A 20686-nucleotide genomic window follows, 5' to 3' on the forward strand; every position below is an offset into this window, starting at 1 on the left:
CCGGCAATCCATCGGGGTCGCGGTTCCGGCCTGGCCATGGATCCCCGGGGCGAGCCCGGGGATGACGACGGTGCGGAAGGCTTGCTTGGAAGCGCCGCGTCACGCTTCCAGATAGTCCGCGATGTAGTAGGCGACGATCTCGTCCAGGCTTTTTTCGCGGGGCAGGCCGAGGGCGAGGGCGCGGTCGTAGTAGGTGTCGAGCGGCCAGGTCTTGACGATTTCCTCGATGAAGGGGTCGGGCTCGACCGTGATCTTGCCGAGCGGGCGCTCGCCGGCGACCCGGTGCAGGGCCTCGATCATCTCGGCCACGGTCACGGTCAGCGCCGGCAGGCTGACCGCCCGGTCGCCGCCGAGCTTCTCGCCGGGCAGCTCGTGGAGCGCGACGATGCCGTCGACGATGGCGCGGTAGCCGAGCAGCGGCATGACCGTCTCGGTCCTGACCGGCAGGGCCATGTCGACGCCGTCAAGCGGCTCGCGGAAGACACCGGAGACGAAGCTGGAGGCGGCCAGGTTCGGCTTGCCCGGCCGGATGATGACCGTCGGCAGGCGCGCCGCCCGGCCGTCGAGGAAGCCCTTGCGGGTGTAGTCGTTGATCAGCAGCTCGCCGACCGCCTTGGTCATGCCGTAGGTGGTCTGCGGGGTCTGCTTGGTCGTGTCGCCGACGCTCTCCGGCATGGCCGCGCCGCCGAAGACCGCGATCGAGCTGGCGAAGACCAGGCGGGGCACAGACCCACGGGCGCGCAGGGCCTCCAGGACGTGGAGGTTGCCGTCCAGATTGACCCGTATCGCCAGGTCGAAGTCCTGCTCGCCGCCGCCGCTGACCACCGAGGCCAGGTGGAAGACCGAGATGTCGTCCCGGTCGATCAGGCCCGCGACCGTGGTGCGGTCGCTGATGTCGCCGGCGACGAAGCGGGCCTCCTCCGCCAGGGCCGGGGGCAGGGGGTCCGGAACCGCCTGGTCGAAGAGCAGCATCTCGTCGATCGCCGCCTTCTCCCCCGAAGGCGCCGTGATCGCGCCGATGTCCAGCAAACGCCGCGCCAGCCGCTGCCCGATGAAGCCGGCGCCGCCCGTGATGACCACTTTCATGCTTTTCTTGTCCGTCCCGTCTTGGCCTCCGCCTTTGCCCAAGGCTAATGTATACCTTAATCGAGCGCGAGCCTTTCCTGGCGCGCCACCTGGTACAAGGGGGAGAGATGAAGCCCGAGATCGTCCTGACGGGCGGCATGATGCCGCATGTCATGGAAGCCCTGGAGGCCGCCTACGTCGTGCACCGCTACGACCAGGCCACCGACAAGGCGGCCTTTCTCGCGGAGGTCGCGGACAAGGTGCGTGGCATGGCGAACGGCGGCCATCACGGCAACCTGGACAATGCCTTGATAGACGCCCTGCCGAAGCTGGAGATCATCTCCTCCTTCGGGGTCGGCGTGGACCACATCGACGTCGGCTACGCCACGGGCAAGGGCGTGGTCGTGGCCAACACCCCTGGCGTCCTCAACGACGAGGTCGCCAACCTGGCGATCGCCTTGATCCTAATGTGCAGCCGCCAACTGGTCGCCGCCGACCGCTACGTCCGCAGCGGCCAGTGGCGTGACGGCGCGATGCCGCTGCAGCAGGCGATCCGCGGCAAGACTGTCGGCATCCTGGGTCTCGGCCGCATCGGCAAGGACATCGCGACCAAGCTCCAGGTCTTCGGCTGCGAGGTGGTCTACAACGGCCGCCGCGAGCAGCCGGACCAGCCCTACCGTTTCTACCCGGACCTGACCGCCATGGCGCGGGACAGCGACTACTTGGTCGTGATCTGTCCCGGCGGCCCCGAGACCGAGGGCATCGTCGACCGCCCGGTCCTCGACGCCCTGGGGCCCGAGGGCACCCTGATCAACGTCGCCCGCGGCTCCGTGGTCGACGAGCCGGCGCTGGTTGCGGCCTTGGTCGAAGGCCGTCTCGGCGGCGCCGGCCTCGACGTCTTCGCCGATGAACCCAAGGTGCCTCAGGACCTCATCGACCTCGACCATGTCGTGCTGCTGCCGCATGTCGGCAGCGCCACGGTCCAGACCCGCAAGGCCATGGGCGACCTGGTGGTCGACAACCTCGCGGCCCACTTCGCCGGCAAGGGCGCGCTGACGCCCGTCACCGCCGGCTGACAAGAAACGAACGAGAGGGGAAGCCGAGAAATGAAGCTGTTGCGTTATGGTCCGAAGGGGCAGGAGAAGCCCGGTCTTCTGGATGCCCAGGGCGGCATACGGGATCTGTCAGGCCAGGTCGACGACATCGCGGGCGAGGTCCTGAGCGATGCCGGGCTGGATAAGCTACGCGCGCTCGATCCCGAAAGCCTGCCGCTGGTTCCGGGCGAGCCGCGCATCGGGCCCTGCGTGGGGCGGATCGGCAAGCTGGTCTGCATCGGGCTCAACTACCGCGACCACGCCGAGGAGTCAGGCCAGCCGGTCCCCGAGGAGCCGGTGATCTTCATGAAGGCGACTTCTTCGCTTTCTGGGCCGGACGACCCGGTGGTCCTCCCGCGCGGCTCCGAGAAGACCGACTGGGAGGTCGAGCTGGCCTTCGTCATCGGCAAGGAGGCGCGCTACGTCGAGCAGGCCGACTGGGCCGACTACGTCGCCGGCTACTGCGTCTGCAACGACGTCTCGGAGCGGGCCTTCCAGCTCGAGAGCACCGGGCAGTGGGTCAAGGGCAAGAGCGCCGACAGCTTCGCACCGCTCGGTCCCTGGATGGTGACCCGCGACGAGATCCCCGATCCCCAGGCGCTCGACGTCTGGCTGGACGTTGACGGCACCCGGCGCCAAAGCGGCAACACCCGGACCATGATCTTCCCGGTTGCCGAACTGCTCGCCTATGTATCCCGCTTCATGAGCCTGCAGCCGGGCGACGTGATCTCGACCGGTACGCCGCCGGGCGTCGGCCTCGGGCACAAGCCGCCGATCTTCCTGGCGCCCGGCCAGGTCATGACCCTGGGCATCGAAGGCCTGGGCGCCCAGCGGCAGGAGGTCGTGGCGTCGGAGTGAGGCGCCCGAAGCAGGCGAGAGACTTTGCGTTGAGAGGTTTTCCCCTCACCCGCTCGCTCCGCTCGCCGCCCTCTCCCGGGGGAGAGGGCTGTGAAGGCTTGGCGAGGCAATTGTCGAGCCCTAGCCGGAGCTGGGTGAGGGGACTCACAGGAACGAATTCGGACAGGGAGGACACTATGGCGAGACAAGGAGCGGCCAAGGGGCCGGCAAAGAAGGCCGCGGCCAAGAAACCGGCGGCCAATACGGCGCCGGCGAAGAAGGAACGGGTGGGCTTCATCGGCGTGGGCCTGATGGGCCACGGCATGGCCAAGAACATCGTCGAAAAGGGCTACCCTCTGACCGTCATGGGCCACCGCAACAAGAAGCCGGTCCGGGACTTGGTCAAGCGCGGCGCCGTGGAGGCCAGGAGCCCGGCCGAGATGGCCCGGCGCAGCGACGTGATCTTCCTCTGCGTCACCTCCTCGGTGCAGGTCGAGGACCTGATGCGGCGCAAGGACGGGCTCCTCGCCGGCGCGAGCAAGGGCCTGATCCTGGTCGACTGCTCGACCTCGGACCCCAACTCGACCCTGGCCTTGGCCGAGGAGCTCAAGGCCAAGGGCATCAAGCTGATCGACGCGCCGCTGGGCCGCACGCCCAAGGAGGCGGAGGAGGGCCGGCTCAACGCCTTCGTCGGCGCCGACAAGGCGACCCTCAAGGCCCTGATGCCGCTGCTCCAGACCTGGGCGGAGAACATCATCCACGTCGGCCCGGTCGGCACCGGTCACAAGATGAAGCTGATCAACAACTTCGTCGCCATGACCTATGCCGCGCTCTATGCCGAGGCCTTCACCGCCTGCAAGAAGACCGGGGTCAGCATCCAGACCTTCCACGACGTCATCGCCGCCGGCGGCCTCAACAACATCTTCTTTCAGAACTACTGCAAGTGGGTGCTGGGCCGCGATCCCAAGGCGCACGAGTTCACCATCCGCAACTGCGCCAAGGACATGGGCTACTACAACAACATGGCCGACGCGGTCGGGCTGACCACCATCATCGGCGCCGCCGCCAAGCAGAGCTACACCCTGGCCATGACCCAGGGCGCCGGCGACAAGTACATGCCGATGATGGCCGACGCGATCGGCGCGGTGAACGGGGTCAAGTTCGGGAAATAGCCGGTTAACAATCGGTTACGGCCGGCTTTTAAGGTCATTTTAAGGCCGGGGCGGGACCCTGCGGGCGAATCGAGCCCCCCAGGAGACCGCCCATGCGCCGCCCGATTTCCCTCGCCCTCGGCTGCCTTGCAGTCCTGCTGGTCGCCGGCTGCATGAGCCCGTCGGGCGACACCCCGGCGCAGAAGCGCCAGGCCGCCGCCGAGATGCGCCGCGACACCCTGGCCAAGCTCTACGCGATCCGGCCCAGCGCCCGGGCCGAGATCAAGCGGGCGGTCGGCTACGGGGTCTTCAGCAACGTCGGCGTGAATCTGATCTTCCTTTCGGCGGGCAACGGCTATGGCGTGGTGCGCGACAACCACAGCCGCCGCGACGTCTATATGAAGATGATCACCGGCGGCATCGGCATCGGTCTCGGGCTCAAGGACTTCCGCGGGGTCTTCGTCTTTACAACCCGCGAGGCCCTGAACCGCTTCGTCGAGTACGGCTGGGACGCCGGCGCCCAGGCCGACGCCGCGGCCAAGAGCAGCGACAAGGGCGGCGCCTTCGCCGGGGCGATCAGCGTCGCGCCGGGCATCGAGCTCTATCAGATCACAGAGAACGGCCTCGCCCTCCAGGCCACCATCCAGGGCACCAAGTACTGGCGCGACGACGACTTGAGCTAGATCCGCCTCAGCGCGCCGCCTTCGGGCGACGCACGGCGCAAGTCAGCGACACCCGACGGCAGATGATGCCTTTTGCCGGCGAGGCGCCGTGAAGCCTGGCTGAAGCCGGAGGCTAAGCGGTCTCGCTGCTTGGACCGAAAGCCGAGTGCACGCGTCCCGCGCTCGTCTGGAAGCGGTTTCGCTTGCCTTCACTCGGCCTTGGCGTGCAATAACGCCCCATGAAAAACGTGACCCTCTACGGCGCCACCTACAGCGTCTTCACCCGTATTGCCCGGCTGGTGTTGGAGGAGGCGGGGGTGGGCTACCGGCTGATCGAGATCGACATCTTCGATCGGGAGGCGCTGCCGGCCGGCTACCTGCAACGGCATCCCTTCGGCAAGATCCCGGCCTTCGCGCACGACGGATTCCGGCTCTTCGAGACCGACGCCATCGCCCGCTACGCCATCGAGACCGCCGGCGCCGAGGGCCTGGTGCCGGAGACCACGGCCGCGCGGGCGCGCATGACCCAGATCCAGCGGATCGTCGACAACTACGCCTATCCGGTCCTGGTCTGGGGCGTCTACGTCGGCGAGACGCGCGGCAAAGGCCCGCTGCCGCCGGAGACCGTCGAGCAGGCACACAAGGTCCTCGCGGTCCTGGAGGAGCTCTGGGAAGGGCCTTTTCTTCTGGGTGAGCGGCTCACGCTGGCCGACCTCTGGCTGGCGCCGGTCCTGGCCTTGTTCCGCTGCGCGCCGACCGGACAGGCGCTGCTCTCGGAGTTCCCGGAGCTGGAGAGCTGGCTGCAGCGCCTCCAGGCGCGATCCTCGATGCAGGCGACCCGCTTCCCGGTCGAGCTGGCGCCGGCAGGTGGGGCTTCAGGCTAGCCGCCCTTACCTTCGTGCCCATGCTGATCGAGACCGCCCGGCTCCGGCTTCGGCCCTTCATCCCGAACGATCTTCCCGAGCTCGCCCGGCTTCTGGCCGATCCGGATTTCATGGCCTGGTCGGTCGCCGGGCCACTCGGAGAGGCCGAGGCGCGCCGAAAGCTCGAGGCGGAGATCGCCTGCTTCGCCGTCCATGGCTTCTCGAAACTGGCGCTGTCGCTGCAGGACGATCCCCGGCTGATCGGCTATTGCGGTCTCGGCCGGGAGACGATCGAGGGCGCGCCGGTGCCGGAGCTCGGCTTTCGCCTGAGCCCGCCTTACCGAGGCGAGGGCTTGGCCACGGAAGCGGCCGAGGCCGCGATCGCGGATGCCTTCGGCCGGCTCGCGCTGCCCGAGATCTACGCCTTTGCGGCGCCGGGCAACGCGCCGTCGCGCCGGGTCATCGCCAAGCTGGGCATGACCTACCTGCGCGACGTCCGGCTCTACGGCCGCGATTGGCGGCTCTACCGCCTTTCGCGGCCGAGATGAGCCGCCTCAGTATTTGAAGGCCGGCTTGACGGCCTGGTTGCTCGCCAGCGGCGTATCCAGGCTGCTCGGATTGGCCCCGGCACCTTCGGCGAACTGGTTCTGCACCTTCATGCCGGTGGTCCAGATCCCGACCAGTTCCTGCGCGCAGTGCGTGCGGCTGATCATGCCGGCCTGGACGTAGGGGTCGAAGGTTTCCTGGGCCAGCGAGCGCGCGGCGACCTCGCCGGTCCGCCCGCCGTGCATGCGGCCCTGGATGAGCATCTCCTGCCGCACCATGTTGCAGGGGTCCAGGGAGCCGTAGCGGCCGATGAAAACCGCCGTGAACATGAGCACACCCAGGACGAGGACTGATACCAGGCTTTTCATCCAATGTTCCTTTCGGGCGGTTCGGGCCTTTTTGGGCCCGTCCTTCGGGCGCCGCTGTTCTTGCGGCGTTCGAAGACGTGGACGGTCCGCGGTGCTGATCCACGGGTCCGTGTCGCGGTTTCTCGTCATGTCGTGAGGCATCACTTGTCTTGTTTGCGGCGGTCAGCCGCGTGTCCTGGTCGCGCCCCCGCGCCGACCCTCCCGAGTACTTCTGCCGAGAGGCAAAGTACCGCCTTTACGCTAAGCTAATTCACCGCCACGGCGCATGAGCATTTTTGGGCATTTTCGGGTTATACTTTGGCGTCTTCTTGCAGCGTCAGGGTGACACGGACGATGCTGGGCTCCTCCGCATCGTTGCGCCGGGTGAAGCCGAGGATGTCGCAAAGCTTCAGCATGGTGCGGTTGTCGCGCAGAACGTCGCCGAAAAGCTCTTTGATTCCACGGTTTCGCGCGTAGTTGATGATTCGGCGCATCAACAGCATGCCCAGGCCCTGGCCGGTCATTTCGCCGCCGATGATGATGGCGTACTCCGCGCGTTCGTTGTCGGGATCGGCGCTCATGCGCACGACGCCGTAGACCTCGGTCTGGCCGGGGATGCCGGGATCGGTCAGGACCAGGGCCATCTCGCGGTCGTAGTCGATCTGCGTCGCACGCGCCAGGGCCTCGTGCGATATGGTCCGCATCGGGACGAAGAAGCGCAGCCGAATCTCCTCCGGCGTCAGCTTTGCGAAGGCGCGCTGGAAGGCGGGTTCGTCCTCCGGCACCACAGGGCGCAAGAGGAGCCGGCGCTCGTCGGCGAGCGGGATCTCCTCCTCCAACTCGGAGGGGTAGGGCCGGATCGCCAGCCGGCTCTTGGCCGCCGAATCCGATGCTTCGACTCGGACCCTGGCATCCAGGGCCATCACGCCGTATTCGTCGGCCAGAAGCGGATTGATGTCGAGCTCCGCGACGCTCTCCAGGTCGACGACCAGCTGCGACAGCTTGACCAGGGTGAAGGCGACGGCGTCCAGGTTCGTCGGCGGTAGGCCCCGGTAGCCCTGCAGAAGGCGGTAGATCCGGGTCCGCGCCATGACGTCGCGGGCCAGCTTCATGTTGAGCGGCGGCAGGGCCAGCGCCTTGTCGTCGATCACCTCGACCCCGGTGCCGCCTTCGCCGAACAGCAGCACGGGGCCGAACTGGCGGTCGCTGAGCACCCCCATGATCAGCTCGTAGGCGCCGGGCCGCCGGATCATGGGTTGCACGGTGAAGCCGTCGATGCGCGCTTCCGGCCGCTTCTCCGCGACCCGGGCGGCCATGGCCGCCGCCGCCTCGGCGACGCTGCCGGGGCCGCGCAGGTCGAGCGCCACGCCGCCGACGTCGGTCTTGTGGGTGATGTCCCGCGACAGGATCTTGAGTGCCACCGAGCCGCCCAGCTCGGCAGCCACCGCCGCCGCCGACTCGGGCGTCTCCGCCACCCGCGTGGGGCTGACCGGGATGTCGTAGGCGGCCAGTACCTGCTTGGCCTCGGGCTCGGTCAGCCAGTCACGTCCGTCGGCCAGCGCCGCCCCGATCACCGCCTGCGCGGCCTCCCGGTCCGGTGTGAAGCCCTCGGGTATGGAAGGCGGCGTCTGCATGAGCTCCGTCTGGTTGAGCCGGTAGGTCACCAACTCGGTGAAGGCGCCGACCGCCTTCTGCGGCGTCTCGTAGGTCGGGACCGAATGCTCGGCGAAGAGCCGCCGGGATTCGAGCGCGGCGTCTTCGCCGACCCAACTGGTCAGGATCGGCAGCTTCTTCGTGCTCTTGATGGACTCGACCACGGCCTGAGCCGCCTCGGTCGAAGAGGCGACGGCCGTCGGACAGTTGAGGACCAGCAGGCCGTCGATGCCGTTCTCCTTTCGGCTCGCGGCCTGGACGAGGATCTCCAGCGCCTTGGCGTAGCGCAGGCCGTCCGCATCGCCGATGATGTCGACCGGGTTGCCGCGCGACCAGGTCGGCGGCAGCACGGCCTCGAGTTCAGCCAGGACTTCCGGGCTCAGTTCGGCGAGGCGGCCGCCGTAATCGATCAGCGCGTCGGTGGCCATGACTCCGAAGCCGCCCCCGTTGGTCAGGATCGCCAGGCGGTTGTCCTTGGGCAGGCGGGCCTTGCCCACGGTCTCCACCGCATCGAAAAGCTCGTCCAGGTTCATGACCCTGAGCATGCCGGCGCGCCGGAAGGCGGCGTCGTAGACCTCGTCGGCGCCGGCTAGGGCCCCGGTATGGGAGGCCGCGGCCTTGGCGCCTTCGGCATGGCGGCCCGCCTTGACCACGATCACGGCCTTGCTGCGCGCCGCGGCGCGCGCGGCCGAGAGGAACTTCCGCGCGTCGCTGATCGCCTCGATGTAGAGCAGTATCGAGCGGGTCTGGATGTCGTTGGCGAGGTAGTCGAGCATGTCCCCGAAATCGACGTCGGACATATCGCCCAGGGACACCACGTAGGAAAAGCCGATGCCGCGGCTGCTCGCCCAGTCGACCACCGAGGAGACCACCGCACCTGACTGGGCGACGAAGGCGAGCCGCCCGGTCTCGGGCTCGCGCGCCGCGAAGCTGGCGTTGAGCCCCTGGCTCGGCACCATGATGCCCAGGCAGTTCGGACCGGCGATCCGCAGCAGGTGGGGGCGAGCCGCATCGAGCATCTCCTGGCGCAGGCTCGCGCCCTCGGCCCCGGCGCGCCGGCCCAAGCCGGCCGAGATGACCACTGCCGCCTTGGTGCCGCGCGCACCGAGCTCGTCGATCAGGCCCGGGATCGTCGCCGGCGGCGTGGCGATAACCGCGAGGTCCGGTCCTTCGGGAAGATCGGCGACACTCCGAAAGGCCGGAATCCCCTCGACCTCTTCGTGCGTCGGGTGGACCGGGTGGACCTTCAGGCCGCCCTCGCGGTTCAGGAGATTGCGGGCCAGGACCGCGCCGACGGAGCCCTGGCGCTTGCTGGCGCCGATCAGGGCGATCGACTTCGGCTTGAAGAGGAAATCGAGGTTTCGGATCGTCATGACGGCGCGGCTCCGGATCCATTTCATACTGCCGCAGGATAGCGGCGTGCGGGCTGCGCAAGATCAAGGCGCGTTTCGCAGATGCAGCATAATTGCCTTGTTTCGAGGTCGGCAATGAAGCTTTCATTGCCGGGGCGCGGAGGATCGGGAGACCACCATGGCCTGGGATCGGATCTCCAAGTCGGAGGGCGGACAGCGAGCGTCGGACGCGGCGTCTTACGAGGCCGCGTGCCGCAGCTTTACCTGGGCGGAGGCGCGCGCGGCCCTGGACGGCCTGCCCGAGGGCCGCGGCCTGAACATCGCCCACGAAGCGGTCGACCGCCACGCTGTGGGGCCGCAGGGCGCGCGAGTCGCCCTGCGCTGGCTCGGCAAGGACGGCGCCCGGCGGGAGCTCAGCTATGCCGAGCTCGCCGCGCTCTCGAACCGCTTCGCCAATGCCCTGCGCGCGCTCGGCGTCGGCGAGGGCGACACCGTCTTCAGCCTGCTGGGGCGAGTGCCGGCGCTCTACGTCTCGGTCTTGGGCGCCCTGAAGAACGGCAGCGTCTTCTGCCCCCTGTTCTCCGCCTTCGGGCCGGAGCCGATCCAGTCCCGCATGGAGATCGGTTCGGCCAAGGTGTTGGTAACGACGCCGCAGCTCTACGCGCGCAAGGTCCGGCAACTGCGCGCCGCGCTGCCCCACCTCGAGCGGGTGCTGCTGGTCGGCGGCGACGCTCCGGAGGCCGGTTGCCGAAGCTTCGAGCGGCTCGTCGAGACGGCCCCGGAGGATTTCACGATCCCCCCGACCGACCCGGAGGACCTGGCGCTGCTGCATTTCACCAGCGGCACCACGGGCCGGCCGAAGGGCGCCCTCCACGTCCACGAGGCCGTGGTCGTCCATTCCGCCTCGGCCCGCTTCGCCCTGGATCTCGGGCCGGGCGACGTCTACTGGTGCACGGCCGACCCGGGCTGGGTGACCGGCATGTCCTACGGCATCATCGCGCCCCTGGTGGTCGGCGCGACCCTGGTCGTCGACGAGGCCGAGTTCGACCCGGAGCGCTGGTACCGCGTCCTCCAGGACGAGGCTGTCCGGGTCTGGTACACGGCGCCGACCGCGATCCGCATGCTGATGAAGCACGGGCCCGACCTGGCCCGGCGCTTCGACCTCTCGGCGCTGCGCTTCGCGGCCAGCGTCGGCGAGCCGCTCAATCCCGAAGCCGTAATCTGGGGGCAGGAGGTCCTGGGCCGGCCGTTTCACGACACCTGGTGGCAGACCGAGACCGGCGGGATCATGCTTGCCAACTTCGCGGCGACGGACATCAAGCCGGGGTCCATGGGCCTGCCGCTGCCGGGGATCGAGGCCGCCATCGTTCGCCGCCGGGAGGATGGCGGCGTCGAGGTGATCGAGGAGCCGGAGCGGGACGGGGAGCTCGCGCTGAAGTGCGCCTGGCCCTCGATGTTTCGCGGCTATCTGAACGAGGCGGCGCGCTACCGCAAGTGCTTCGCCGCCGACTGGTACCTGAGCGGCGATCTGGCCCGGCGCGATCCCGAGGGCTACTACTGGTTCCTCGGACGGGCCGACGACATGATCAAGTCGGCGGGCCACCTGATCGGCCCCTTCGAGGTGGAGAGCGCGCTCATGGAGCACCCGGCCGTCGCCGAGGCCGGAGCGATCGGCAAGCCGGATCCGGTCGCCATGGAGACGGTAAAGGCCTTCGTCGCCTTGAAGCCGGGCGTCGAGCCGAGCGATGCCTTGCGCCGGGAGATCCTGGGCCTGGCGCGCGAACGCCTCGGCCCGGCTGTCGCGCCGCGCCAGATCGACTTCCTGGACGACTTGCCGAAGACCCGCAGCGGGAAGATCATGCGCCGCCTGCTGAAGGCGCGGGAGCTGGGACTGGCGGAAGGCGACACCTCGACGCTCGAAGCCGGGAGTTGAGGCGCAATATGTCGTTCTCCGGACAACGTTCTGAATTTCTTGGAGGAAGAGCATGAACGAGGCTGAGATCAAGGCGATGGTTCAAGACGTTCTGACCCAGGTTGCACCCAACATCGACACCGCCAGCCTGGACCCGGAGACGGCCTTCCGTGATCAGGTTGAGTTCGACTCCCTCGACTTCCTGAACTTCGTCATCGCCTTGGGCGAGCGAAGCGGAAGCGAGATCCCTGAGATCGATTATCCCAAACTGGCCAGCTTGCAGGGCTGCATCGGCTACTTCACCGCGCGATCGAAGGCCGTCGTCGACTAACACCAAGGAGCGCTGCCAGCACTGCTACCGCAAAGCAGTCAGGATCGGGGCTTGAAAGCCTGCTATAGTGGGACGGGCTGGGGTCGAGACCCGGGCCGTGCAGGCCCGAAAAGGGGACGTCGGCGACGGAGATCAGGCTCTTTGATCCGGACTCCATCTTGTCGGTTTCGGGCCGTCGCTTGCGCCGAGCCAATCCCCGGCCCGCCCTGCAATGTTAGGATTCACCGTCTTCGAGGTACCACGATGACCAGCGAGGAGGTCGAGGATCAGGCCGCGGAAACCGTACGCTCGCTCCCTGAGACGGCCAGAATGGTCCTCCTGCAGCCCGTGGCCTTCTTTCGGACCATGCCCAAGTCCGGCGGTTTCCTCTCGCCGCTGATCTACCTCCTGGTGATGACCGCGATTGCCTCGGTGATCTCGGTGGTTGCCGCCACGATCTCTGCGGCCGAGGTCGCTGGGGCGGCCCTTTTCGGGATCCTCCTCGCGCTCATACTGCTGGTGATCGGCGCCTTCATAGCGTCGGCTATTCTCTGCGTGATCTGGATGATGCTGGGCTCGAAGGAGAAGTTCGAGACCGCCTTCAGGGTCGTTTGCTACACCTCGACGATCCTGCCGATCGCGGCGCTTCTCGACATCATCCCCTACTTCGGTACCGCGGTCTGGGTGGTCTGGGGCACCTGGCTGATTATCCTCGCCAGCGTTCATGCCCACGAGCTGGCGCGAAAGCAGGCCGGCACCGTGTTCGGGATCATAGGCGCGGTCTTTCTCCTCGGGGCCTTCGGCTTCCAGTATGCCGGCCAGCAGTCGATGAAACGGCTGGAGGAGATCCAGGGCCAGTTCGAGGGCCTGGACGCGGACAACCCCGAGGACGCCGCCAAGATTCTCGAGATGATGAAGGATTTGCAGCGGCAGTAGGCCGCCGTAGTCCCCGTTTTCAGCGACGCCAGCTCGGATCGACGCGGTCGAGCATGCGCAGGTAGGCCGGCCATTCCGGCAGGCGGACTTCGGCGCCGGCCTGGGCTGCGCCGTCCTCGAACTGGCTGCGGGTGCGCGCCATCACCGCGCGGCTCGGCAGCTTGAGGGTGCCGCCCGAGGCCATGACCTTGAGCTGGATCGCGGCGTTGTCCTCGAAGTGGTAGAGACGGCTGAAGGCCCAGGCGACCGAGGGCCCGGTGGTGATCAGGCCGTGGTTGTAGAGCAGCAGGGTGTGATTGTCCGGCCCGAAGTCGGCGACCAGGCGCGCGCGCTCGTCGAGGTCGAGAGCGATCCCTTCGTACTCGTGGGTGCCGATACGCTCGTGGAACATGAACCCGGTCTGGGTCATGGGGACGAAGCCTTCCTCCAGGCAGGAGACCGCGACCGCGTTCTGGGAGTGGGTGTGCAGCACGCAGGAAATGTCCGGCCGCGCCCCGTGGATCGCCGAGTGGATGACGTAGCCGGCCCGGTTCACCGGGTAGGGGCTGTCGTCCAGCTTGTTGCCCTCGAGGTCGATCTTGACCAGGTTGGAGGCGGTGATCTCGTCGTAGGTCAGGCCGAAGGGGTTGATCAGGATCGCTTCCTCGCTGCCCGGGACCCGCGCGGTAATGTGGTTGTAGACCTGCGAAGTCCAGCCATGAAGATGCACCAGCCGGTAGCAGGCCGCCAGGTCCAGCCGGACCTGCCACTCCTGGGCGCTGAAGCCGCGAGGCGCGTCAATTGAGTGAGGGTTCTCTTTTGCTGCCATACCCATGTCAATTTCCCTCGGCTGCGAACGCCAAACTAAACATAGCATTGGTTTGCGGTAGAGCAGAACCGCCCATGTTGCTAGGGCAGTCTCATTCACTTCCGCAAAAGGGGTGGCTTGCGTAGCGCCGCCCCCCTCCGTGTCTGCCTGTGTTTGCGAAATTCCGCATTTCTCGCGGTATGGGCAAACAATCTCATTGACAGAAGGTTAGGCGGGCATTAATCAGAATGTGGTGGCAGCAGCGAATGGAATCTGGGCAATGAATGTTGAGTCTTTGTCGAGCGCAGAAAATGCCGAAGCTCCGGATGCGGGTCCGGAACGCCAGCGATCAACGATCGGATTTCCTTACATTGGTCTCAGCGAAGCAATTGGGGTCGCTCAGGCTTTGCATGCACATGTCGGGTCCGGCGCGTGTGATGACAATCAGCTTGCGTCATGGCTGAACCTTAGTGCGAAGAGTAGTGGTTTTCGCGTTCGAATTTCGGCGGCACGCATGTTTGGTGTCATAGATTCGGTGTCGCCTGGAAAGTACCAGCTATCATCTCTGGGTATGGCCATCGTGGATCGCGACCGTGCCGAGCGTGCCAAAGTGGAAGCCTTCCTAAGGGTTCCATTATTTGATGCAGTTTATGAGAAGTGGGGTGGGAGGCAGCTCCCACCACGGACTGGTTTTGAGCGCGAGCTAGTTGGCCTGGGGGTCGCAGAGAAGCAGAGCGACCGAGCACGACAGGTCTTAGAACGATCAGCACAGTCTGCAGGTTTCTTTCACGCAGGTAGAGACCGGCTCGTCAAACCAGGAATTAAGCCTGAAGAGGAGCGTCATTCGGATCAAGGTGGTGGTACCGCGAAAGTAGACGACAACCTACCGGAGCACCTTGATCCAGTGATTAAGGGACTTATCGACAAACTACCAAGGCCTGGGTCTATTTGGCCTGAGAAGGAAAGGGCTCTTTGGTTACAAATTCTCGAGAATAGCTTCAAGCTTGTCTACGATGAGGAGGCCGAACCGAAAGGCCATTCTATTAGGGAAGCTGGGACCGCCAATTCAGATGACGAGGGCTGGTCGTGACAGAGGAAGAGTACTATTCGGTAGTGGCAAAGCTAGGTCTCCGTCCGACCCAAGTGCCGACAGTATATGTGACTGGCCAGGGAGATCTCTATAACGTACCTATTGCAGCTCGATACACTGCCGAACAGCGCGCCGAAATCATCGAGCGACTTAAGATGAGGATGGGAATAACTTGGGGGGGCGCCTGGGATGCGGACTAGGCGCCCTATCGCCAAGTCAGCCTAGTTAGTGTTTAGAGCAGCCCGTGCAATCTCTGCAGGAAATGCAACCCAAGGCCGTAGGCCATCTTCTTCGGATTCGACCTTCGATACGACAACGCCAATACCAGAAGCACGATACAGATCGGCAATTGCCAAAGGAATGGCATCTTCGAGCGCGTCCATCGTAGGCTCAGCGACCAACAGGCCTGGCAAATCGGGGCTTGTTGCGTAGAAAAGGCCCGTTTCGCCTTCCTCTGTTCTCACTCGAACGATCTTTGCCTTGCTCGTGGGTCGATGCATGGTTCCCTTCCTATGACACCACTCAGCATACAGTGTGTGAGTGAGTGACTAAACTATCCATTAATCTGACGTGTGATGCATGCCAAATCAAGACACTGGGTTGCAATGCAGCATTGTGACTAGGGTCTATTGACTGCGGCGCTCTGAATTTCAATTCCGCCATACCATGTATAGGCGCGTCAGATTCAGCTGCTCCGCTGCGGAAAGATTTCCGGTGGGATGCGGGTCTCGGCCTTGATCCGGCGCAGGACGAAGTGCGAGCGCACGTGGTCGACGTAGGGCAGGTCCAACAGGAAATCCTGCAGGAAGCGGTCGTAGGCCCGGACGCTGGGCGCTAGGACCCGCAGCATGTAGTCCTCGTCCCCGGTGGTGGCATAGCAGTCCAGGACCTCGGGGCGGCTCATGACGGCGGCCACGAAGTCCTCGGTGTTGGCCTTGAGGTGGCGGCCCAGGCGCACGTTGGCGAAGACGCAGTCGGTCAGGCCGACCCGCTCCGGGTCGACCTTGGCGACATAGCCCTGGATCACGCCGCTCTCCTCCAGCGCCCGGACCCGGCGCCAGCAGGCCGAGGGCGAGAGGTTGACCCGCTCGGCGAGCTCCTGGTTGGACAGCCGGCAGTCCTTCTGGAGCTCGTCCAGGATGCGCAACTCCTGGGGACCGATCTCGGGAGAATCGACACGATTCTTCATTGAAGCTCTGTTCAGTGGTGAGACTTACCATTTTCTAGCAGATTCTCGCCTAGAAAGGAATATCTGACCAAAGCGCTTGGGTTAGAATTCGAGCTTGTGCAGTCCTCGTGCGGCAAGCGTGATGCTTAACGCCTCTTCAAGCTGTCATCGCCGGACTTGATCCGGCGATCCATGGTCGGGTGGCGCGGTGGATGCCCGGATCAAGTCCGGGCATGACAGCGGGGCAGAAGCGGAAATGCGCCGACGCATCTGGACGAAAGCCAACGGAGAGTCCCGATGCGTCCAGCCCCGATCGCCGTGCCCGACCCGACACCGGAGATCGACTGGGACTATCGACTGAACAGCCGCTACGAAGCCGAGCGCCGCCGGGTCTTCCTGACCGGCACCCAGGCGCTGGTGCGCCTCCTTCTCGAACAACGTCGCCTGGACCGCGCCGCCGGCGTGAAGAGCGCCGGCTTCGTCAGCGGCTACCGCGGCTCGCCGCTGGCCGGGCTCGACCTCTCCCTGTGGCAGGCCGAGGATCTCCTCAAAGAAGAGGACATCCGCTTCCAGCCGGCGGTCAACGAAGACCTCGCGGCCACCGCGATCCTCGGCACCCAGCAGGTGGAAAGCGATCCACGGCGCCAGGTCGAGGGCGTCTTTGCGCTTTGGTACGGCAAGGGCCCCGGGGTCGATCGTTCCGGCGACGCCCTGAAGCATGGCAACGCCCTGGGCTCCTCGCCCCGCGGCGGCGTGCTGGTCGTGGCCGGCGACGACCACGGTTGCATCTCCTCCTCCATGCCACACCAGTCGGAGCAGGCCTTCCAGGCCTGGTCGATGCCGGTGCTCAACCCGGCCTCGGTCGCAGACTACGTGAGCTTCGGGCTCTACGGCTTTGCCTTATCGCGCTTTTCCGGTACCTGGGTCGGCTTCAAGGCGATCTCTGAAACGGTCGAGAGCGGGGCCGCGGTGGTCCTGCCCGAGCCGCCGGCCTTCGTCACCCCGCGGGACTACGCACCCCAGGGCGACGGCCTGCACTACCGCTGGCCCGATCTGCCGAGCCTCAGGATCGAGCAACGGCTCTTCGACAAGCTAGCGGCAGTGCAGGCCTTCGCGCGGGCCAATCCCATCGATCGGCGGGTCTTCGGGGCCCGACATCCGCGCCTGGGCATCGTCACCACCGGCAAGGCGCACCTCGACCTCATGGCGGCCCTGCGGGACCTGGGCATCGACCGGCCGGTGGCCGAGGACCTGGGGATCTCGGTCTACAAGGTTGGGCTGTCCTATCCCCTGGCGCGCGATGGCATCCTCGAGTTCGTCCGCGGGCTCGACGAGGTGCTGGTGGTCGAGGAAAAGCGGAGCTTCGTCGAGAGCCAGCTCAAGGAGCTGCTCTACAACCTGCCCGCCGAGCGGCGGCCGCGCCTGCTGGGCAAGCGCGACTTCCGGGGCGCGCCGCTGATCCCGGAACTGGGCGAGCTTTCGCCGGCCCTGCTGGCGCCCGTCGTGCGGCGCTGGGTCCTCGAACACGACCCGAACTGGGATCGCCTGCTGCCGGGCCTCCCCGAACCCGACGCCGAGGCGGCGCCGGCCTTCGATGTCGCCAAGCGCCTGCCGTACTTCTGCGCCGGCTGCCCGCACAACACCTCGACCGTGGTGCCCGAGGGCAGCCAGGCCTTCAGCGGCATCGGCTGCCACTTCATGGCCAACTGGATGGGCCGCGAGACCGAGGGCCTGGTCCAGATGGGCGGCGAGGGGGTCAACTGGATCGGGCGCGCGCCCTTCACCAGCGACGGCCACGTCTTCCAGAACCTGGGCGACGGCACCTACTATCACTCCGGCACCACCGCGATCCGCCAGGCCATCGCCGCCGGCATCAACATCACCTACAAGATCCTCTTCAACGACGCCGTCGCCATGACCGGTGGCCAGCCGGTCGACGGCCAGGTCTCGGTGGCCGGGATCGCCGCCCAGGTCCGTGCCGAAGGGGTCGCGCGCATCGCGGTGGTCAGCGACGACCCCGGGCGTGCCGGCGCCCAGGGCGAGCTGCCGCCAGGGGCGACCCTGCACCACAGACGCGAGCTGGACGCCGTGCAGCGCGAGCTGCGCGACACCGAGGGCGTCACGGTCCTGATCTACGACCAGGCCTGCGCCGCCGAGAAACGTCGCAAGCGCAAGCGCGGGCTGGTCGCCGATCCGCCGCGCCGGGTGGTGATCAACGAGGCGGTCTGCGAGGCCTGCGGCGACTGCTCGGTGCAGTCCAACTGCGTCGCCGTGGTGCCCAAGCCGACACCCTTCGGGGTCAAGCGCCAGATCGACCAGAGCGCCTGCAACAAGGACTTCTCCTGCCTCGAGGGCTTCTGCCCTAGCTTCGTGACCGTCGAAGGCGCGGCGCTGCGCCGCGGCCCGGCGCCCGAGACGCCGGCGCTCGACCTCCTGGCCGAGGCAAACAAGCTGGCCCTGCCGGCCTGCATGCCGCTCAGCCGCACGCGCGAGATCCTGGTCACCGGGGTCGGCGGCACCGGCGTGGTGACCCTGGGCGCGCTGCTGACCATGGCGGCGCAGCTGGAAGGCAAGGGCGCCAGCGTGCTCGACTTCATGGGCTTCGCCCAGAAGGGCGGGGCGGTGCTCAGCCACGTCAAGCTGATGCCCGAAGCCGGCGCCGAGGGCCCGACCCGGATCGACCGCGACAGCGCCGACCTGCTGCTCGCCTGCGACGTGGTGGTCGCGACCAGCCCCGAGGCGCTGGCCGCCCTGGCGCCGGAGCGGGCCCGGGTGGTCGGCAACCTCGCCGAGACCCCGACCGCCGACTTCGTCCTGCGCGGCCAGGCCGATCTCCAGGCCGGCGAGCGCCGTCGCGCCCTGCGCGCCCGCGCCGGCAAGGGCCGCTGCAGCTTCTTCGACGCCACGGCCCTGGCCAAGGCGCTCTTCGGCGACGCCGTCTACGCCAACCTCATGGTCCTGGGCCAGGCTTGGCAGCAGGGTCTGATCCCGCTGAGCCTGGACTCGATCGAACGCGCCGTCGAGCTCAACGGGGTCAAGGTCGCGGAGAACCGCCAGGCCTTCGCCGCCGGCCGCCTGGTCGCCGCCGATCCCGGCTTCCAGCAGCGGGTCCTGGGCGGTCCGGAGGCGACGTCCGCGCCCGAGAAGGGTCTCGCGGAGATCGCTGCCCGGCGCCGCGCCTTCCTGGCCGACTATCAGGACGCCGCCTATGCCGAGGCCTATGCCGGCTTCGTCGCCCGGGTCGAGGCGGTCGAGAAAGAACAGGTCGGCCGGGCCGGGCCGCTGAGCGAGACGGTCGCCCGCAACCTCTTCAAGCTGATGGCCTACAAGGACGAGTACGAGGTCGCTCGGCTGTACAGCGACGGGTCCTTCCTGGCCAGGCTCGGGGCCGAATTCGAGGGCAAGCCGCGCCTGACCTTCCACCTGGCGCCCCCGGTCTTCAATGGCGGCAAGGACGCCCGAGGCCGGCCGGTCAAGCGGCGTTTCGGGCCCTGGATGCTGCCGGCACTGCGCCTGCTGGCCAAGGGCCGGCGCCTGCGCGGCACCGCCTTCGACCCCTTCGGCTACCTGGCGGAGCGGCGCGAGGAGCGGCGCCTGATCCGGGACTACCGCGCCCTGGTCGAGCGCCTGCTGGCCGGCCTGACGGTCGATAGCCTGCCGGCGGCCGTGGCGGTCGCCGGCGCGGCGGATCGGATCCGCGGCTTCGGTCCGGTCAAGGCCGAGGCCATCGCCGCCTACCGCAAGGACCTCTCCGAAAAGCTCGCGGCCTTCGAAGCCGCGGCCATGAACAGGGACGCCGCGTGAACCACCTGTCTGGGATTTGAACATGAACCTGCGCACCCACCCCGACTTCGACGACCACGAGGAGATCACCTTCTTCGCCGATCCGGCGAGCGGCCTGAAGGCCATCGTCGCCCGGCACCGGGTCTGGAACAGCCCCTCGGTCGGCGGCTGCCGGATGCGTGACTACGCCGGCGAGGACGAGGCTTTGGCCGACGTCTTGCGCCTGTCGCGCGGCATGACCTACAAGTCGGTCATGGCCGGGCTCGACTACGGCGGCGCCAAGGCGGTGATCCTGGGCGTGCCGCCGGCCGAGCGGCGCGAGGCCCTGTTCCGGGCCATGGGCCGCGCGGTCAACCGCTTCCGCGGCGGCTTCCGCACCGGGGTGGACGTCGGCCTGACACCGGACGACGTCGAGGTCATGAAGACCGAGACCCGCTTCGTCGCCGGCATCGGCGCCATGGCGCCGGCGGAGGCCACCGCCCTGGGGGTGCAGGAGTCGATCAAGGCGAGCCTGTCCAAGCGCCTCGGCTCGGGGCACCTGCGCGGCCGCCGAGTCGCGCTACAGGGCCTTGGCAAGGTCGGCCGCCGCCTGGCCGAGCTCCTGGTCGCCGACGGCGCGGCCGTGGTCGGCGCCGACGTGAACGGCGAGTCCGTGGAGCAGGCACGGCGCGATCTGGGCATCGAGATCGTCGCCCCGGAGGCCATCCACGCAGAGGCGGCCGAGGTCTACAGCCCCTGCGCCCTGGGCGCGGTGATCAACGACGCCTCCATCGGCGAGCTCCGAGCTAAGGTGGTCGCCGGCTCGGCCAACAACCAGCTCGCCGAGGCGCGGCACGGCGCGGCCCTGGCCGAGCGCGGTGTCCTCTACGCCCCGGACTACATCGCCAACGCCGGTGGCCTGATCGCCGTCGCCGCCGACCTGGAAGACCGGCGCGAGGACTGGATCTGGCAGAAGCTGCGCGGCCTCGGCCCCAGCCTGACCCGGGTCTTCGAGCGCGCCGAGGCCCTGGGACTGCCCACAGCGGAGGCCGCCGACCGCCTGGCCCGGGAGCTGATCGCCGAGGCCGAGCCCGCGCAGCGCAGCGCGGCCTGAGCGGGGTCGGCTCTTGACGCGGACTCCGAGGTTTCAC

At 67.3% G+C, this 20686-nt stretch carries 18 protein-coding genes; 12 read left to right on the plus strand and 6 right to left on the minus strand.

The features are described 5' to 3' along the window. Positions 1 to 99: 99 nt before the first annotated feature. Positions 100 to 1086 carry an NAD-dependent epimerase/dehydratase family protein gene (locus QNJ30_00440; protein MDJ0941904.1) on the minus strand — a complete coding sequence of 329 codons (987 nt, stop codon included), beginning with the start codon at positions 1084 to 1086 and terminating at the stop codon, positions 100 to 102. 107 nt (positions 1087 to 1193) lie between these two features. On the opposite strand from QNJ30_00440, the gene QNJ30_00445 reads away from it, so the two are divergent. From QNJ30_00445 to QNJ30_00470, 6 genes are all read left to right on the plus strand, one after another. After that, the gene (locus QNJ30_00445; GenBank protein ID MDJ0941905.1) at positions 1194 to 2141 is read left to right on the plus strand and encodes a 2-hydroxyacid dehydrogenase; all 948 of its coding nucleotides are present in this window, start codon (positions 1194 to 1196) and stop codon (positions 2139 to 2141) included. A gap of 30 nt (positions 2142 to 2171) precedes the next feature. Continuing rightward, positions 2172 to 3017 carry a fumarylacetoacetate hydrolase family protein gene (locus QNJ30_00450; protein ID MDJ0941906.1) on the plus strand — a complete coding sequence of 282 codons (846 nt, stop codon included), beginning with the start codon at positions 2172 to 2174 and terminating at the stop codon, positions 3015 to 3017. Between the two features lie 176 nt (positions 3018 to 3193). Beyond that, positions 3194 to 4168, plus strand: a complete 975-nt coding sequence (locus tag QNJ30_00455; protein MDJ0941907.1) for an NAD(P)-dependent oxidoreductase — start codon at positions 3194 to 3196, stop codon at positions 4166 to 4168. A 92-nt stretch (positions 4169 to 4260) separates the two neighbouring features. Next, complete coding sequence (locus QNJ30_00460) at positions 4261 to 4830, plus strand: hypothetical protein (protein MDJ0941908.1); 570 nt, start codon at positions 4261 to 4263, stop codon at positions 4828 to 4830. Positions 4831 to 5048: 218 nt separating this feature from the next. Beyond that, positions 5049 to 5693 (plus strand): glutathione S-transferase family protein, encoded by a 645-nt coding sequence (locus QNJ30_00465; protein ID MDJ0941909.1) that lies wholly within the window; start codon positions 5049 to 5051, stop codon positions 5691 to 5693. 20 nt (positions 5694 to 5713) lie between these two features. Beyond that, positions 5714 to 6220 (plus strand): GNAT family N-acetyltransferase, encoded by a 507-nt coding sequence (locus tag QNJ30_00470; protein MDJ0941910.1) that lies wholly within the window; start codon positions 5714 to 5716, stop codon positions 6218 to 6220. Positions 6221 to 6226: 6 nt separating this feature from the next. On the opposite strand, the gene QNJ30_00475 is transcribed toward QNJ30_00470, so the two are convergent. Continuing rightward, complete coding sequence (locus QNJ30_00475; GenBank protein ID MDJ0941911.1) at positions 6227 to 6586, minus strand: hypothetical protein; 360 nt, start codon at positions 6584 to 6586, stop codon at positions 6227 to 6229. A 290-nt stretch (positions 6587 to 6876) separates the two neighbouring features. Continuing rightward, complete coding sequence (locus QNJ30_00480; GenBank protein ID MDJ0941912.1) at positions 6877 to 9591, minus strand: bifunctional acetate--CoA ligase family protein/GNAT family N-acetyltransferase; 2715 nt, start codon at positions 9589 to 9591, stop codon at positions 6877 to 6879. Positions 9592 to 9748: 157 nt separating this feature from the next. Between QNJ30_00480 and acsA the strand changes: the two genes are divergently transcribed. The 3 genes from acsA to QNJ30_00495 all read left to right on the plus strand — a co-directional run bounded on the left by acsA (position 9749) and on the right by QNJ30_00495 (position 12728). After that, complete coding sequence (acsA, locus tag QNJ30_00485; GenBank protein ID MDJ0941913.1) at positions 9749 to 11503, plus strand: acetate--CoA ligase; 1755 nt, start codon at positions 9749 to 9751, stop codon at positions 11501 to 11503. A 52-nt stretch (positions 11504 to 11555) separates the two neighbouring features. Further along, complete coding sequence (locus QNJ30_00490) at positions 11556 to 11813, plus strand: phosphopantetheine-binding protein (GenBank protein MDJ0941914.1); 258 nt, start codon at positions 11556 to 11558, stop codon at positions 11811 to 11813. A gap of 243 nt (positions 11814 to 12056) precedes the next feature. Next, positions 12057 to 12728: a YIP1 family protein gene (locus QNJ30_00495; GenBank protein MDJ0941915.1), complete on the plus strand. Its 672-nt coding sequence runs from the start codon at positions 12057 to 12059 to the stop codon at positions 12726 to 12728. A 19-nt stretch (positions 12729 to 12747) separates the two neighbouring features. Here the strand turns inward: QNJ30_00495 and QNJ30_00500 are convergent, their stop codons facing one another. Further along, a complete protein-coding gene (locus QNJ30_00500) occupies positions 12748 to 13536 on the minus strand; it encodes a class II aldolase/adducin family protein (protein ID MDJ0941916.1) in 789 nt (262 codons plus the stop codon). Positions 13537 to 13795: 259 nt separating this feature from the next. On the opposite strand from QNJ30_00500, the gene QNJ30_00505 reads away from it, so the two are divergent. Then, positions 13796 to 14605: a hypothetical protein gene (locus QNJ30_00505; GenBank protein MDJ0941917.1), complete on the plus strand. Its 810-nt coding sequence runs from the start codon at positions 13796 to 13798 to the stop codon at positions 14603 to 14605. Positions 14606 to 14826: 221 nt separating this feature from the next. Here QNJ30_00505 and QNJ30_00510 read toward each other — a convergent pair whose 3' ends face one another. Both QNJ30_00510 and QNJ30_00515 read right to left on the minus strand, forming a co-directional pair. Next, on the minus strand, positions 14827 to 15105 hold the full coding sequence (locus QNJ30_00510; GenBank protein MDJ0941918.1) for a hypothetical protein: 279 nt from the start codon (positions 15103 to 15105) through the stop codon (positions 14827 to 14829). 185 nt (positions 15106 to 15290) lie between these two features. Continuing rightward, a complete protein-coding gene (locus QNJ30_00515; GenBank protein MDJ0941919.1) occupies positions 15291 to 15794 on the minus strand; it encodes an Lrp/AsnC family transcriptional regulator in 504 nt (167 codons plus the stop codon). A gap of 276 nt (positions 15795 to 16070) precedes the next feature. On the opposite strand from QNJ30_00515, the gene QNJ30_00520 reads away from it, so the two are divergent. Then, positions 16071 to 19577: an indolepyruvate ferredoxin oxidoreductase family protein gene (locus QNJ30_00520; protein ID MDJ0941920.1), complete on the plus strand. Its 3507-nt coding sequence runs from the start codon at positions 16071 to 16073 to the stop codon at positions 19575 to 19577. A 22-nt stretch (positions 19578 to 19599) separates the two neighbouring features. Then, entirely contained in the window at positions 19600 to 20649 is a 1050-nt protein-coding gene (locus QNJ30_00525; GenBank protein ID MDJ0941921.1) for a Glu/Leu/Phe/Val dehydrogenase dimerization domain-containing protein, read from the plus strand. The last annotated feature ends 37 nt before the right edge of the window (positions 20650 to 20686 follow it).

The sequence above is a fragment of the Kiloniellales bacterium genome (assembly GCA_030066685.1).
GTDB lineage: Bacteria > Pseudomonadota > Alphaproteobacteria > Kiloniellales > JAKSBE01 > JAKSBE01.